Source organism: Vibrio sp. 10N.247.311.14 (genome assembly GCF_041467715.1).
GTDB lineage: Bacteria > Pseudomonadota > Gammaproteobacteria > Enterobacterales > Vibrionaceae > Vibrio > Vibrio crassostreae_C.
This window is the reverse complement of sequence record NZ_JBFSVE010000005.1, coordinates 1-16,836: the sequence shown is the minus strand read 5'-3', so window position 1 is coordinate 16,836 and position 16,836 is coordinate 1. Positions and strand designations below refer to the sequence as shown.

Annotated in this window: 11 protein-coding genes; 8 read left to right on the top strand and 3 right to left on the bottom strand. The window is 44.3% G+C overall.

The annotated features are described in order from the left end of the window. The first annotated feature begins 1 nt into the window (after position 1). From infC to AB6F11_RS02980, 5 genes are all read left to right on the top strand, one after another. The gene (infC, locus tag AB6F11_RS03000; RefSeq protein ID WP_076654893.1) at positions 2-553 is read left to right on the top strand and encodes a translation initiation factor IF-3; all 552 of its coding nucleotides are present in this window, start codon (positions 2-4) and stop codon (positions 551-553) included. Positions 554-657: 104 nt separating this feature from the next. Next, entirely contained in the window at positions 658-852 is a 195-nt protein-coding gene (gene rpmI, locus AB6F11_RS02995; protein ID WP_004738430.1) for a 50S ribosomal protein L35, read from the top strand. 42 nt (positions 853-894) lie between these two features. Then, entirely contained in the window at positions 895-1,248 is a 354-nt protein-coding gene (gene rplT / locus AB6F11_RS02990) for a 50S ribosomal protein L20 (protein WP_004733517.1), read from the top strand. A gap of 210 nt (positions 1,249-1,458) precedes the next feature. Beyond that, positions 1,459-1,773 carry a N(4)-acetylcytidine aminohydrolase gene (gene yqfB, locus AB6F11_RS02985; protein ID WP_102393424.1) on the top strand — a complete coding sequence of 105 codons (315 nt, stop codon included), beginning with the start codon at positions 1,459-1,461 and terminating at the stop codon, positions 1,771-1,773. A 68-nt stretch (positions 1,774-1,841) separates the two neighbouring features. Further along, positions 1,842-2,291 carry a hypothetical protein gene (locus AB6F11_RS02980; protein ID WP_102393425.1) on the top strand — a complete coding sequence of 150 codons (450 nt, stop codon included), beginning with the start codon at positions 1,842-1,844 and terminating at the stop codon, positions 2,289-2,291. Positions 2,292-2,419: 128 nt separating this feature from the next. Here AB6F11_RS02980 and AB6F11_RS02975 read toward each other — a convergent pair whose 3' ends face one another. From AB6F11_RS02975 to AB6F11_RS02965, 3 genes are all read right to left on the bottom strand, one after another. Beyond that, positions 2,420-3,658 carry a leucine-rich repeat-containing protein kinase family protein gene (locus tag AB6F11_RS02975; protein WP_102393426.1) on the bottom strand — a complete coding sequence of 413 codons (1,239 nt, stop codon included), beginning with the start codon at positions 3,656-3,658 and terminating at the stop codon, positions 2,420-2,422. A 421-nt stretch (positions 3,659-4,079) separates the two neighbouring features. Next, on the bottom strand, positions 4,080-4,658 hold the full coding sequence (locus tag AB6F11_RS02970; RefSeq protein ID WP_102393427.1) for a TetR/AcrR family transcriptional regulator: 579 nt from the start codon (positions 4,656-4,658) through the stop codon (positions 4,080-4,082). After that, positions 4,655-6,091, bottom strand: coding sequence for a coniferyl aldehyde dehydrogenase (locus AB6F11_RS02965; protein WP_102393428.1), 1,437 nt, complete (start codon positions 6,089-6,091; stop codon positions 4,655-4,657). The genes AB6F11_RS02970 and AB6F11_RS02965 overlap by 4 nt, the downstream gene beginning before the upstream one ends. A 537-nt stretch (positions 6,092-6,628) precedes the next feature. Between AB6F11_RS02965 and speA the strand changes: the two genes are divergently transcribed. The 3 genes from speA to AB6F11_RS02950 all read left to right on the top strand — a co-directional run. Beyond that, positions 6,629-8,536 (top strand): arginine decarboxylase, encoded by a 1,908-nt coding sequence (gene speA, locus AB6F11_RS02960; RefSeq protein WP_102393432.1) that lies wholly within the window; start codon positions 6,629-6,631, stop codon positions 8,534-8,536. Continuing rightward, positions 8,536-9,465, top strand: coding sequence for an agmatinase (gene speB / locus AB6F11_RS02955; RefSeq protein ID WP_102393429.1), 930 nt, complete (start codon positions 8,536-8,538; stop codon positions 9,463-9,465). Before speA ends, speB begins: the two co-directional genes overlap by 1 nt. A 659-nt stretch (positions 9,466-10,124) precedes the next feature. Then, a partial coding sequence (locus AB6F11_RS02950; protein ID WP_372163387.1) for a retention module-containing protein occupies positions 10,125-16,836 on the top strand: 6,712 nt, incomplete at its 3' end.

The window sequence follows — 16,836 nt, the reverse complement described above, 5'->3', positions numbered from 1 at the left end:
TATTAAAGGCGGAAGACGTGGCCAACAACCGGCCAAACAAAACCAGCACCGTTTAAACGGTGACATTCGTGGCGTTCGTGAAGTGCGTCTAACTGGCGCAGACGGCGAAGCTGTTGGTGTAGTATCAATCGCTGAAGCGATGGAAGCTGCAAATGAAGCTGGTATGGATCTTGTAGAGATCAGCCCTAACGCCGAGCCGCCAGTTTGTCGTGTGATGGACTACGGTAAGTTCCTCTTCGAGAAGAGCAAAGCTGCGAAAGAGCAGAAGAAGAAGCAAAAGCAGGTTCAGATCAAGGAAATTAAATTCCGACCTGGAACTGATATTGGAGACTATCAGGTAAAACTACGCAACCTGACTGGTTTCCTAGAAGACGGCAACAAAGTGAAGGTAACAATTCGCTTCCGTGGCCGCGAAATGGCTCACCAAGAAATCGGTGTTGACGTTCTTAATCGTTTGAAAGCGGATACTGAAGAATTTGCAGTAGTCGAATCTTTCCCAACGAGAATTGAAGGTCGCCAGATGATCATGGTGTTGGCCCCTAAAAAGAAGTAATTAACGGCTTTGCAAGTAATTAAACCCTGCAGCCTCAGGTTGCGGGGTTTTATTCGCCCTAATTACTATGTTATTAACAACTCAACAATGCGGAGTTATTCATCATGCCTAAGATGAAAACCAACAAAGGTGCTGCTAAGCGTTTCCAGAAAACTGCTGGTGGTATTAAGTTTAAGCACGCTGGTAAACGTCACATCCTGACTAAGCGTACTACTAAGAACAAGCGTCAGCTACGTCCGAACTCGATCCTTCCTAAATGTGAAGTTGCTCAAGTTCTACGTATGATGCCATACGCTTAATTCTTTTTAGTTTATAAATTCGTTTAGTTTAGGAGAAGCATAATGCCTCGCGTAAAACGTGGTGTACAAGCTCGTGCACGTCATAAGAAAGTTCTAAAACAAGCTAAAGGTTACTACGGAGCACGTTCACGTGTTTACCGCGTAGCTTTCCAAGCAGTTACCAAAGCTGGTCAATACGCTTACCGTGACCGTCGCAACAAGAAACGTCAATTCCGTCAACTTTGGATTGCACGTATCAACGCGGCATCTCGTCAAAATGGTCTATCTTACAGCCGTTTCATCAATGGCCTTAAGAAAGCATCTATCGAGATCGACCGTAAGATTCTTGCTGACATCGCAGTATTCGACAAAGCAGCATTTGCTGTTCTAGTTGAAAAAGCGAAAGCATCTCTATAATTTAGAGTTAGCTTAAAGGTTTAAGAAAAGGAGAACTTCGGTTCTCCTTTTTTATTGCCTGCAATTTGGCTTTGTCATATTCTCTCGCATCTCGCATCTCGCATCTCGCATCTCGCATCTCGCATCTCGCCCCTAATTTTTATTCGCTTGAACACGCATTCTGGTATATAAACATCTACCTAACCTTTAAATGTTAAGCGACCGAAATAAATGACCGCACCGACTACTATGACGTTCTTCGAACGTTTTGAAACTGACATCCTTTCTGGCAAGAAGACGATTACTATTCGCGATGAATCTGAGCGCGACTACCTGCCAGGCAGTGTTGTGGAAGTATCAACGCTAGAGCAAGGACGTGTGTTCTGTAACCTTAAGATTATCAGCGTTGAGCCCATTTTGTTTGATGACTTAGGTGAGTTCCATGCTCAGCAAGAGAACATGACACTGCAAGTACTGAAAGACGTGATTCAAGACATCTACCCAGGTATTTCTCAGCTGTATGTGGTTTCTTACGAGCTTGTGTAGCCCGCTTTAAATAGAATTTGTTGATCAATACTGCGTCTAACGCAGAGCAATGATAAAGGGAAGCCACAATGAGTGAATTACAGAGCGAAACAGTTCAGCAAATTTTGCTTCAACTTTATTGTCGTGAGCAAAATGAGCAGCCGTTAATCTCTAGAACTGATCTCGACATTGCTCTTTATGATAGCGAAGGCTTTCTAGCGTGGCGTGATACCAAGCGTGACTTCATTGTCAGTGATATCGAGAATCGAGTTTGGGTGAAGAGCTGTCCCGGCGGTTACATCACTGAAGTGCACTTCAATGCTGACGGTTCTTTGATTGAATATCGTTTGTTCGACCGATTTGAAACAACAGGGCAGTGGCAACTAAAAGATGGTTTGTTACACGTCGAGATTCTGAAGGGTGAGAACCGCTACCAGTTTGCTGTTGTGGCTCGTGCTGATCTTAATATTCACTCTGCATTGGAATATAAAAATGGTGAGCTGCACTCGTATCTGAAATTGGTGCAGGCTGAGCGTTAATCCCTTTTAGCCAACCTTGCTTGTCCATTAAAATTAGTGATATTCCAAGAACAACAAAGCCAACAGTGATGTTGGCTTTGTTGTTTTCAATTCGACCGAGTACTTCTAATCAACGCGCTATTAAGCCATTAAGCTTTGAAGTTCGCTAGTTGACTATAAAGCTCGCTGTCTTGATCTTGCTTTGCACAAATCGTCAGTAGGTCTTCAATAAAGTACTTTAATGCGCGAGCTTCGATACGACGAATGCCTTGTTGCTGTGCTTCAGTTAGGTAGCCGTAGATAGTTGCCGCTCCAAAGTCGCCAAAGATCATCTGACCTTGTTCATTAACCAAAGTGTTGTGAGCGTATAGATCACCATGACAGACCTTGTTGGCATGAAGGTGTTCAAACACATCAATCATCTGCTCTGTAATGCTATTGATTTGAGCAATTGAAAGCTCGAAGCTTTCGTTGAAGGTATCACGAGTGCAGCTTTCAAGAGTAGGGGGCAAACCTAGGTTGTAATAGTTGCTTGGGATAAGCTCCATCACCAATGCAAGGTAATCTTGCTCGTCCACTTGGGCGATAGACTTTACTAGGTTGCTATGATGACCAGCCTGCAGACACGCTTCGAGTTCATCGTGTGGGTAACCGTCGCTTGTCACTTCTCCTTTAAATACTTTTACAGCGACTTCCTGTGGGAAATCAAAATCGCCGTTCAACCAGTTAGCATGTGAAATTACGCCAGATGCCCCCTGACCAAGTACTTGATTCAGTGAGTAGCATTGCGAGCTTACAGCAGGCACGCTATCTAAGCTGCTAGGGTGTTTGCAAAACGGGTTACCCGCAAACGCTAGCCAAGCCAGTTTTGGTAGCTTGATAAGGAACTCAGGGAATTCAGTCAACTGGTTTGCAGACAGGCGAATTAGCTCAAGGCTTGATAGGTTTTCCATGCTTTCTGGTAACACGCGAATCTTGTTACCCGCCAATGCCAGTTTCTGTAGTCGTGGTCTTTCACCTAGTGAGCTTGGCAGAATCTCAATTTCATTGTCGGTCAGGATCAACCAACGCAGTTGAGTAGGCAGAGATTGCTCGCTAACGGTTTTGATTTGATTGGTTTTGAAGCCAACCATTTCAAGCTTAGGAAGTGACCCCAGAACATCAGGCAGGTGCGTAAACAGGTTATTCGACGCGAAGATAATACGCAGGTTAGTTAGCTTTGATAACTCGGCTGGTAGGTCTGACAGCTGATTACCTGAAAGGTCTAGGATCTCAAGAGAATCTGCAAGCTCTATGATTTCTAGAGGAAACTCGGTGAGACTTTCCGACAGTTTTAAGCGCTTAATACCTTTAAGTTGCCCTGATTTTAATTGTTCTAGAGTATGCAAACCTTAGCCTTATGAATAGATGTTCGAGGCGCGTAGTTTACTTGTCTCAATCAAGAAAGGCGAGTATCCGGAAGAATACTCGCTTAACTAAACTAAGTGAACGAATTTACGAAGGTTAAAGCTGGATATGGTTTTGGCTAACGCCGACCTCCTCAACAAAATCGCTATCATGACTGACCAAGATGAATGCGCCTTGGTATTCACGCAGAGCCGAAGCCAATATTTGCTTCGAGTCGATGTCTAGGTGATTGAATTGTGTTCAAATAATTAAAGCGCCTGTGTGGCGCTTTAGTGATCATTATTGGAAATAAATTGAATCTAGAATTTATATTTTTTGGTTTAGGGTTTAGGGTTTAGGGTTTAGGGTTTAGAGCTTAGAGCTTAGAGCTTAGAGCTTAGAGCCTTGGGCTTAAAGCTAAAGCTACTTGGTTTGCCCACCAACGGCGCGCCAACACATATCAAAGCTATCGTTGATGTACTTCGATGTTTGCTCTGGTGGAGACTCGCTTTGTTCAATCAGCCAGTTTGCATAAATCAGAAAGTGGCTATGAATGAAGTGTCTAACAAGGTTAATGTCCAACACCATCAATTCACCATCTTGTTGCCCTTTCAAAATGATCTCGTCTAGCGATGCGAACATCTGTGAAACAATCACTTCTCGAGTTTGAGTCGTTGGGTCGAAATGAACATTGGTGAAGAACTTCATCGCAACCGGATTCTCTAATGCCCACTCAATTCCTGTGATCCACATGAACTTAAAGGTTTGGTAGCGATCTTCTACAGCCACATCAGTGTGCGGTTGAAGGGTCGAGAATAGCTCTAGCTTCAGCTCGCGAAACAGTTCATCAATCAATAGAGATTTATTCTCGAAGTGGTGGAACAACGTCGCTTTTGCCACGCCGGCTGTTTTCGCTATTTGTCCGGTAGATGTGCCCTCTAGCCCTTGTTGAGAGAAGAGCAGGAGTGCAGTATCTAGGATTTTTTGTCTTTTCGTAATCATCTATTAAGTACTTTGAACAGAAGCTTTTTAATTGGGTTGTTGTAAGGAGGGTGCATTAACTTGGTGAAGTTAATTTTTCCTCTACTTAGAACAGTTTTGGCATGGCTAAAGGTCTTGAAGCCTTCAATGCCGTGGTAGTGTCCCATGCCTGAAGGGCCAATGCCACCGAACGGCGCATCTTCTGCAGCCACGTGTACTAGAGAGTCGTTAATACAAACACCGCCAGAATGCGTGTTCGATAAGAACTGATCTTGGATCTGTTTATCATGACTCATCAGGTATAGAGCAAGTGGACGTTCTCTGGTTGTGATGTAGTTAATCGCTTCTTCAATAGAATCATAAGGCACGATAGGCAGAACAGGGCCAAACAACTCTTCTTGCATTGCGATCATATCTTCGTTCACTTCTGTTAGAAGGTGTGGCGTCATTCTGTGGTTCACATCGTCCTGTGCTTGCTCGGTTACCGTGTAAATAACCGCGCCTTTGGCTTGTGCGTCTTCAATGACATCTTTCAAGCGATTGTATTGGCGCATGTTGATCACTGAGGTTAAGTCTTTGCTCTCAATACCGGCTTTATAAAGCTTCTTGAAATAACGCTTATAGGCTGTGATGAACTCGTCTGATTTTTCTCGCGGCAATAAGATGTAATCGGGCGCCACACAAATCTGGCCAGCGTTTAAGCTTTTTGCAAACAGGATGCGTTCAACGGCGTCAGCCACATCAAAGTCGGGAGCAATAATCGTTGGAGACTTGCCGCCTAACTCCAAAGTTACTGGCGTTAAGTTGTCGGCTGCTGCTCTCATGACGTGCTTACCCACAGAGGTCGAGCCTGTGAAAAGGATATGGTCAAACGGCAGTTGGCTAAATTTAGCGGAAACATCCGCTTCGCCTTCGATAATCGCGACTTGATCTTCACTAAAGCCTTCGGCCAGCATGGTTTTCAAAACTCGGTTGGTCGCAGGAGTAAACTCGGACATCTTGAGCATTGCAGTGTTGCCCGCCGCTAACGCAGTGATGAGAGGACCTAAAGAGAGCATTATAGGAAAGTTCCAAGGAACGATAATGCCTACAACGCCTACCGGTTGATAGTGAACAGTGATCTTCGCTGGTGTTAGCATCAAGCCTGCTTTTCTACGAGATGGCTTCAACCATTTCTTAAGGTTCTTATCACTGTAATTAATTTGGTGAAGAGAAGGGGTGATATCAGCAATCAAGCTGTCGTGCTTTGCTCGATGGCCATAATCTTCAGATACTGCCTCAATCAATTGCTCTTGATAGCGCATTAACAACGCTTTTAATACTGAGAGGTTTTCTCTTCTCTGCTCAAGCGTAGGATTAACGTTATTGCGGTAGTGATCTTTTTGTCGGTTGAACATTTGATCCATGTCGTTGGTGCTCGACGTGTTTGGTTCAAGGTCTAGATTATGGCTCATAGTATCCCCTAAATTCGAATGCTGACCGATTGGTTGGTCAGTTAAAATTACAAGAAGATTGAACCGAATACAAGATATGCGCGAGAAAAGTTCAAAAATTGAGCGGTTACAACATTGAAGTGAGCGAGTTCTAGTAGGAAGAATGAAGTGTTTATCGGCATCGAATCGCGGGACACAAGCTGTGTTGGTGATAGCGAGAGTTCAGATTGTGAAGTGCTTATATTTGTCACAACTCTGACTTAACCTCACTCAATTTACTAAAAATCTTTTGGTTTCTGCACATTTTTTCTCCCTAATTTAATGCGCTTCAGCCTGTTTTTTACCCTAAAACCTTGTAATTCCTTACCTGTCATTTTAAGTCGATCTGTCGATAAAAAAACGTAATCGTCACCACAAATATCAATGGTTGGACTCGCTCTTAATAATATCGGTTAATGCAGCCAACAAATCGTTTTTGAACGCTTTTTGTTGGGTTATACCTCGCTATTCCAAAGAGGTATCTTCTGTCGATGGCCCTATAGTGTGAGGTCTCTAGAATTGGAAAATTCGGTTAATTTGGAACGCATCCGTGCTGAGTATAATGTAAAGTACTGGAGCCAAGGTTTTTATGGAATTGATGATAACGGTGAGGTGTATGTTTCACCGAGCGAGACGGATCATCAAGTCCCACTAAGTAAGATCGTAAAACAGTTAGAGCAAAGAAATATTGGTTTGCCTGCTCTTGTGCGTTTTCCTCAAATCGTGCATCAACGTGTGCACAATATCTGTAACGCATTCAACCAAGCGATCGACGAATATCAGTACGATAACCGTTACCTACTTGTTTACCCGATTAAAGTTAACCAACAGAAAGAAGTGGTTGACGAGATCTTAGCGAGCCAAGCTCAATTAGAGCAGAAGCAGCTTGGTTTAGAGGCGGGCAGCAAGCCTGAACTATTAGCGGTATTGGCACTGGCTCAAAAAGCGAGCTCGGTGATCGTGTGTAACGGTTACAAAGACAGAGAATACATCCGTCTTGCTCTTATTGGCGAAAAGCTGGGTCATAAAGTATTTATCGTTCTAGAGAAGCTATCTGAGCTTGATCTTGTTCTTTCTGAAGCGAAAGCGCTTGGCGTGAAACCTCGTTTAGGTTTACGTATTCGTCTTGCATCTCAAGGTGCAGGTAAATGGCAAGCAAGTGGTGGCGAGAAGTCGAAATTCGGTTTGTCTGCATCACAAGTATTGACCGTTATTGAACGCTTGAAAGCAGAAGACCAGCTGGATGTTCTAGAGCTAGTACACTTCCACCTTGGCTCGCAAATGGCGAATATTCGTGATGTGCGAAATGGTGTGAGTGAAGCAGCTCGTTTCTACTGTGAACTGCGTGATATTGGCGCTCAACTGAAGTTCTTAGATGTTGGTGGTGGCTTGGCAGTCGATTACGACGGCACGCGTAGCCAATCTTCAAACTCAATGAATTACGGCTTGCTTGAGTACGCTCGTAACATCGTGATGACAGTAGGGGATATTTGTAAACTCTACAATCAGCCACAACCTGTGATTATTTCGGAGTCTGGTCGCTCACTGACTGCGCACCATGCTGTGTTGATCACCAACGTGATTGGTACTGAAAGCTACTCACCGGAAGATATGGCTGCGCCAGAAGCAGACGCACCACTGTTGCTAAACAACATGTGGAAGAACTTCTTAGAGCTCGATGTTGGTAATGATGACCGTGCGTTGATTGAGATCTATAACGACACTCAGAGCGATATTGCAGAAGCGCACAACCAATTTGCGACCGGTATGCTGAATCTTCAGCATCGTGCTTGGGCAGAGCAAATGTCTTTGCGTATTAACTACGAGCTTAGCACTCGCATGAGCACAAAGAACCGTTACCACCGTCCAATTTTGGATGAGTTGAGCGAGCGTTTAGCGGACAAGTTCTTCGTGAACTTTTCACTATTCCAGTCATTGCCAGATGCTTGGGGTATTGATCAGGTGTTCCCTGTATTGCCACTGAGCGGTTTAGATAATGCGGATGAGCGTCGTGCTGTGGTGTTGGACATCACTTGTGACTCTGACGGTACGATTGACCAGTATGTTGATGGTCAAGGCATTGAAACAACATTGCCAGTGCCAGCGTGGAACCCAGATGAACCATACCTAATGGGCTTCTTCCTAGTAGGCGCGTACCAAGAGATCTTGGGCGATATGCATAACCTATTTGGTGATACGCACAGTGTTGTGGTGAATGTTGATGAAAGCGGAGAAGCGAACATTGACTACATCAACGAAGGCGACACAGTAGAAGACATGATGCGTTACGTTCATATCGATATGGATCTAATTCGTCAGAACTACAAAGAATTAGTAACGGCGAAAGTACCAGCGCAAGAGCAGCAAAGCGTACTTGAAGAGTTAGAGCAAGGCTTGATGGGTTACACCTATCTTGAGGATTTTTAATGAACGATCTATTTACCAAACCAGATTACTCGCTGTATTCCAATGCGATGACGTTTATGCGTCGTCCATTGGTACAGAACCCAATTGATAACGATGCTGATGTGGTTGTGTTGGGCGTGCCGTTAGATATGGCGACGTCTGGTCGACCGGGTGCTCGTATGGGCCCTGATGCGATTCGTCGTGCGTCTGTAAACTTGGCGTGGGAAGGCAAAAAATTTCCTTGGGACTTCAATGTATTTGAACATACCTCGGTGATTGATGCTGGCGATCTTGTGTTTGATTGCGGTGATGCTGAAGATTTAACTCAGCGTTTAGAAGCGGCTGCTGATGCGATTCTAAACAGTGGTAAAACTTTGTTAGGTTTAGGTGGCGATCACTTCATTACACTGCCTTTGTTAAGAGCATACGGCAAGAAGTTCGGTGAGATGGCTCTGATTCACTTCGACGCGCACACTGACACTTACAGTCAGGGCAGTCGTTACGATCACGGTACTATGTTCTACCATGCGCCAAATGAAGGTTTAATTTCGCCTGAACATTCAGTGCAAATTGGTATTCGTACAGAGTACAAGCAGGAAGGACACGGCTTTAACGTTATTAACGCGATGCAAGCGAACGACATGAGCGTGGACGAGATCATTGCTCAAGTGAAAGGCATTGTTGGTGATAAGCCAGTTTACCTAACGTTTGATATCGATTGTCTGGATCCTGCTTTTGCTCCGGGTACAGGTACTCCGGTATGCGGCGGTTTGAATTCAGATAAAGTTCTGAAAATTATCCGTGGTTTTCAGGGCATCAACATGGTTGGTATGGACGTTGTAGAAGTTTCTCCAGCGTATGACCAAAGTGAGATTACAGCATTGGCTGGTGCAACTATCGCACTTGAGCTGCTTTATGTTTGGACGGCAAATCGCCTCGCTAAATCATAGTGTTTGATTGTTAAAAGCGTAACGCTACATACTGATTTTAAAGCCCACTAAGTTTCAACTTAGTGGGCTTTTTTTTGTCACTTCCAGAAAACAACCTGTGACCAAATTGAAGAGGGGAGCTGTTGTTTATCAGTTGGTTAAAATTCCGACATATACATTTTATGCAACTTATTTTATTGTTTTTGATACAAACTCCACCACCTATCCTCTGGTTATTGTCTCACAAATGGTAATTACTTCTGCTTTACTGTTGACGTATAGAAAGCCTCAATCAATACCCCATGTTTGCTAATGATTTATCAACTTTATTGCTGTATATATTATAAATAATGAGGTGTAATTATATTGTGAATTTATTTGCATATAAATCAATACCATACTAACTTTTAACTAAGTTATTCAAACTCCAACAAGAATCCCTCGGTTTGTGAAAAGGCGCCTCTTAGCACAGACATGGCATTTTTTATGGGGAAGACTAGTCTTAAGAGTAAGTAAACTATAAAAAAACAGGTGAATACTTTCTCATTTCAGGCCAGTTAGGCGTAACAATGGATTGTCATTGATGAGAGCTAAGTATGTATTCAAGTGAAACCTGAAATTGTTATTACCAATAATTTTCACAGCGCTCGAGAGCAGTGTTTTGTGACTACGGGGGATATATGGATATCGAAGTTTCACGCCAGGTTGCTGTAGTTGAGGCAGTTAGTGGACATGTTGTGGTCGTTAAGCCAGACGGCAGCGCAAGAAAAATTTCAATTGGCGATATCATCCGTGAAAATGAGATCGTGATTACGGCCAACAAGTCAGAACTTGTATTAGGTGTGCAGAATGATTCAATTCCAGTTGCAGAGAATTGTGTCGGTTGTATTGATGAAAATGCTGCATGGGTAGACGCCCCAATAGCCGGTGAGGTTAATTTTGACTTACAGCAAGCGGACGCAGAAACCTTCACCGAAGACGACCTTGCTGCAATTCAAGAAGCCATTTTAGGTGGTGCCGATCCGACTCAAATCCTAGAGGCAACGGCCGCTGGTGCTGGACAAGGTTCTGCAAACTCCGGCTTTGTCACTATTGATTACAACTACACACAGACTCAGCCATCGACATTCTTTGAAACCGCTGGTCTAGCAGAACAAACGGTTGATGAAGACAGAGAAGAGTTCAGGTCGATCACTCGTTCATCAGGCGACCAATCAATCAGTGAAGCTCTTACTGAAGGCTCGATATCTGATAATACTTATCCTCAATCTATCACGACGACAGAAACTATCATTGCTGGTAGTTTAGCGCTCTCCCCTGATTCTTTTGTTCCAGAAGCACTGTCTCTCGCTTCGCTACTCACAGAGCTAAACAGTGATATTACTTCAAGTGGTCAACCCGTTACGTTTACTTATGATGCGGCGACGAACTCTATCATTGGTGTTCAAGGCACCGATGAAGTATTACGCATCGACATCGATGTTGTTAGTGTTGGAAACAACGCTGAGCTTTCATTGACCACAACGATTTCTCAACCAATTGATCACGTAACGTCTGTTGGTGGCGGTCAGGTTTCCTATACAGGCGATCAAATTAACATCACTTTTGATATTCAAGGTGAAGACACCGCCGGAAACCCATTAGCAACACCAATTAATGCGCAAGTTGCCGTGGTTGATGGGGGCGATCCGTCTGCTGAAAGTGTGAATATCAGTAACGTAGAAACTATCAGTGCAGCAATTGAAGGAACGTTCTCCAATATTGGTAGTGATAATCTTCAATCAGCTGTATTTGATGCTGGTGCACTGGACCAGTTTGATGGGTTGCTCAGCGATAATCAAAATACGCTTGCAAGGCTATCTGATGATGGGACAACGATCACTTTGTCCATTCAAGGCCGAGGTGAGGTTGTTCTTACTATCTCGCTAGATACCGATGGTACTTATAAATTCGAGCAGTTTAATCCAATAGAACAAGTGGGTACCGATTCACTGACGTTCGATTTACCTATAACTATTACCGATTTCGACCAAGATGTTGTAACCAATAACATCAACATTGTTATCTCTGATGGCAATAGCCCAGTCATTACCAATGTTGACAGTATTAGTGTCGATGAAGCAGGCATCATTGGCGGCTCACAAGAGGGCACGGCGGCAGTGTCTGGCAGCGGCAGTATTACCGCGGATATTTTTGAAAGTGACATCATCGACCATTATGAACTTGAACCGGCAGAATTTAATACCGGTGGCAGCTTAGTTTCAAATGGCGAGGCGGTGCTACTCGAGTTGGTTGATGAAACCAACGGTGTAAGAACTTACGAAGGTTATGTTGAGGTCAATGGTTCGAGAATTACGGTCTTTGACGTTAAAGTCGATAGCCCGTCATTGGGGAACTATGAGTTTAATCTTTATGAAGAACTTTCTCATCAAGGCGCTGAAGATGCGCTGCTAACTTTTGCATTTCCAATTTATGCCGTTGATGCGGATGGAGATCGTTCTGCACTATCTGGCGGTTCGAGTACACCAGAAGCCGCAGAGATTCTCGTTAATGTCACAGATGATGTTGTTGAGCTAGTTGATAAAGTTGAGTCAGTCACGGAACCGACTTTAGCGGGCGATACCATTGTTTCGTATAATCTGTTCAACTTCGAAGGCGCTGATGGCTCGACAATTCAATCGTTTAACTATGATGGTGTTGATTACTCACTAGATCAGAGCTTGCTGCCAGATGCTGTTCAAACATTCAGTTTTACTGAGGGTGTTGTAACCATCTCACTAAATGGCGATTTTAGTTTTGAAGTCGCTCGTGATATCGACCACTCAAGCAGTGAAACTCTCGTCAAACAGTTCTCGTTTTTAGCTGAAGATGGTGATGGAGACACTGACACTTCATCGCTTGAGCTAAGTATCACTGACGGCCAAGATCCAATCATTGATTTGATCCCGCCTGTTACTCTCTCAGAAACCAACCTTGCTGATGGATCTTCTCCAAGCGGAAGTGCGGTCAGCGCTACCGAGACGGTTACCTTTACTGCAGGCAGTGATGATGTGGCGAGTTTCCGTATTGAACCAGCCGAGTTCAATGTCGGTGGTGCTCTGACGTCCAATGGGTTTACGGTAGAGATTAAAGAAGATTCGGCTAATCCAGGTACTTACATAGGCTTTATTACTGATGGCTCGAACGCTGAAGTTCCTGTATTCACGATTGCTTTCTCTACAAGTGCTTTGGGCGAATATACCTTTACTTTGCTTGAAGCGTTAGACCATGCGGATGGTTTAGATAATAACGATCTGAGCTTCGATCTACCTGTTTATGCGGTTGACACAGACGGCGATGATTCATTGGTTTCGCAACTGAATGTGACCATCGGTGATGATGTTCAAATCATGCAAGACGGCACATTAGATATCGTTGAACCGAATGTTGCTGATTTGGCTGGTGGTATTGTAACGACCAATATGATCGATGTGATGCCAACGCAAAGTGCTGACGGCGCGACAATCACTCAGTTTACTTATGACGGTGTCGTAAACACACTGGATCAAAGCATTTCAGGCGAACAGCAATTTAGCTTCACGGAAGGCGAGCTATATATCACTCTTGGAGGAGAAGTACGCTTTGAGCCAAATCGTAATTTAGACCACACAACGAGCGAAGACATCGTGAAGTCGATTGTGGTGACTTCAAGTGACTTCGATAACGATTCTCTGACTTCTACCGTAACGCTGACGATTACTGATGGTGATAACCCTACGATTGACGTTATTCCAAGCGTAACCCTTTCTGAAACAAATCTGACTGATGGCTCCGCTCCTAGTGGCAGCGCGGTGAGCTCCACTCAAACCATCACATTTACCAACCAAAGTGATGATGTGGTTCGTTTCCGAATTGAACCAACGGAATTCAATACTAACGATGATCTTAAATCGAACGGTTTAGCTGTTGAGTTACGTGAAGAGCCGACAGGGTCGGGTGACTACATTGGTTTTACTACTAGTGCGACGAATGTCGAAACCACGGTATTTACGCTGAGTTTTTCTAGCACCATATTAGGTGAATACACGTTCACACTCATTGAAGCGTTGGACCATCAAGATGCCCGTGGTAACAACGAGCTCAGCTTTGATCTGCCTGTTTATGCGGTAGACAGTGACGGCGATGATTCACTGATGTCTCCGTTAAATGTCACTATCGGTGATGATGTTCAAATCATGCAAGATAGTGCGTTAGATATCGTCGAGCCCAATCTAACAGATGGTACGGTAACAACTAACACCATTGATGTGATGCAAAATCAGAGTGCTGATGGCGCGACGATCACTCAGTTTACTTATGACGGTCAACTACGAACCCTTGATCAGAATGACAATGGTGAACAGCAATTCAGTTTTACTGAAGGCGAACTATTCATCACGCTTCAAGGCGAAGTGCGCTTTGAGCCCAACCGCAATCTCGACCACACGCTGAACGAAGACATTGTGAAATCAATCGTGGTGACATCTAGTGACTCCGATAACGATGTGCTTACCTCAACCGTCACGCTGACCATTACCGATGGTGATATTCCGACCATTGATAATGTGCCAACTGTGAACTTGTCGGAAACCAATCTGAGTGATGGCTCTGCACCAAGCGGTAGCGCGGTTAGCTCAACTCAAACTATTACTTACACCACTCAAAGTGATGATGTGACCAGCTTCCGTATTGAACCGACTGAGTTCAATTTTGGCGGCACTCTCACATCAAACGGATTAGCGGTCGAGCTGAAAGCTGACCCAACCACACCGGGCGGCTACATCGGTTATGTTACTGATGGTTCGAATGTTGAAACCAATGTGTTCACGATTAGTTTCTCGGATACCAATTTAGGTCAATACACCTTCACCTTACTTGAAGCACTAGACCATGTAGATGGCCTCGCAAATAATAATTTGAGTTTCGACTTACCGGTTTACGCGGTCGATAGCGATGGCGATGACTCGTTGGTGTCTCAACTTAACGTGACCATTGGTGATGATGTTCAAATCATGCAAGGTGGTACGTTAGATATCACTGAACCAAATCTTGCAGACGGCACAGTGACAACCAATACCATCGATGTGATGCCAGAACAAAGTGCCGATGGTGCGACGATCACTCAGTTTACGTATGACGGTCAAGTTCGAACACTGGATCAAACGGACACAGGTGAGCAGCAATTTAGCTTCACAGAGGGTGAGTTGTTCATCACTATTGAAGGTGAAGTACGCTTCGAACCAAATCGCAATCTAGACCACACGGTTAGCGAAGATATCGTCAAGTCGATAGTGGTGACCTCAAGCGATTTAGATAACGATGTGGTGACGTCAACGGTCACTCTGACCATTACTGACGGTGATATCCCAACCATTGATGCGGTGCCAAGTGTCACTTTCTCTGAAACGAATCTTGCAGATGGTTCTTCACCAAGCGGCAGTGCAGTAAGCCAAACAGAGACGATTACCTTCACCAATAAAAGTGATGATGTTGCGAGTTTCCGTATTGAGCCAACCGAGTTCAATGTGGGCGGTGCACTTAAATCGAATGGATTTGCGGTCGAGATAAAAGAAGATTCGGCTAATCCGGGGACTTACATCGGTTTTATTACTAATGGCTCGAACGCTGAAGTTCCTGTATTCACGATTACTTTCTCTACAAGTACTTTGGGTGAATACACCTTTACCTTACTTGAAGCGTTAGACCATGCGGATGGTTTAGATAATAACGATCTGAGCTTCGATCTACCTGTTTATGCGGTTGACACAGACGGCGATGATTCATTGGTTTCGCAACTGAATGTGACCATCGGTGATGATGTTCAAATCATGCAAGACGGTACGTTAGATATCACTGAGCCAAATCTGGCTGATGGTACGATCACAAGCAACACTATTGATGTGATGCCAAATCAGAGTGCGGATGGCGCGACGATCACTCAGTTCACTTATGACGGTCAACTACGAACACTTGATCCGAATGACACTGGTGAACAGCTGTTCAGCTTCACTGAAGGTGAGCTTTATATCACCCTTGAAGGGGAAGTGCGCTTTGAACCTAATCGCGATCTAGACCACTCAGTTAGTGAAGATATCGTGAAGTCGATTGTCGTGACTTCAAGCGATTTTGATAACGACCCGGTGACTTCAACCATTACGCTGACCATTACTGATGGTGACAATCCGACTATTGATGCGGTGCCGAGCGTATCACTTAAAGAAGCGGATCTCGCTGATGGCTCATTGCCAAGTGGTAGTGCGGTTAGCCAAACAGAAACCATCTCGTTCACTAATCAAAGCGACGATGTTGAGAAATTCCGTTTAGAACCAAGTGAGTTTAATACTAACAACGCGCTCAAGTCAGACGGCTTGATCATTGAGATTCGAGAAGAACCAACAGGCTCTGGCAATTATATTGGCTTCACGACCGATATTTCGAATGTCGAAACCACGGTGTTTACTCTCGATTTCAGCAGTTCCACTTTGGGTGAATACACCTTCACTCTTCTGGAAGCGATTGACCACACACCAATTCAAGGCAATAACGACCTAACATTTAACTTGCCAGTTTACGCGGTTGATACCGATGGTGATGACTCGTTAATGTCACCGCTATCGGTGACGATTACTGATGATGTTCAAGTGATGGCAAGTGGTGATCTGACGATTGAAGAGCCTACCGTTGCTGACTTGGCTGCAGGCACGCCAACGACATCCGTTTTCGATGTATTAACATCCGCGAGTGCCGATGGCGCGAGCGTGACTCAATTTACCTATGACGGCACCGCTTACTCTCTAGACCCGAATGATGCGACCGAGCAAGAGTTTACCTTCACCGAAGGCTCACTGTTTATTACGACTCAAGGGGAAGTGCGCTTTGAGCCAAACCGAGATTTAGACCATTCGGTTGGCGATATCGTTAAAAATATCGTTGTGACGTCAAACGATGGTGATGACGACGTTCTTACCTCAACAGTGACACTTACGATTAAGGACGGTGATGTTCCAACCATTGATGTCATTTCGCCAATCTCACTATCTGAAAAGAATCTAGCCGATGGCTCTGATCCATCGAACTCTGCGGTCAGTGACACCAAAGTCATTCAGTTTACTCATGAGAGTGACGATGTTGAGTCGTTCCGTATCGAGCCAACAGAGTTCAATACTCTAGGTACGTTAACGTCAAACAACTTGGCGGTTCAGCTAAAAGAAGATCCTAACAGTGCTGGCGATTACATCGGTTTTGTTAAAGACGCGTCGGATGTTGAAGCTAACGTCTTTACTATTAGCTTCTCGGATACCAATTTAGGTCAATACACCTTTACGTTACTTGAAGCGCTTGACCACGAAGATGGTCTGGTGAATAACAGTTTGA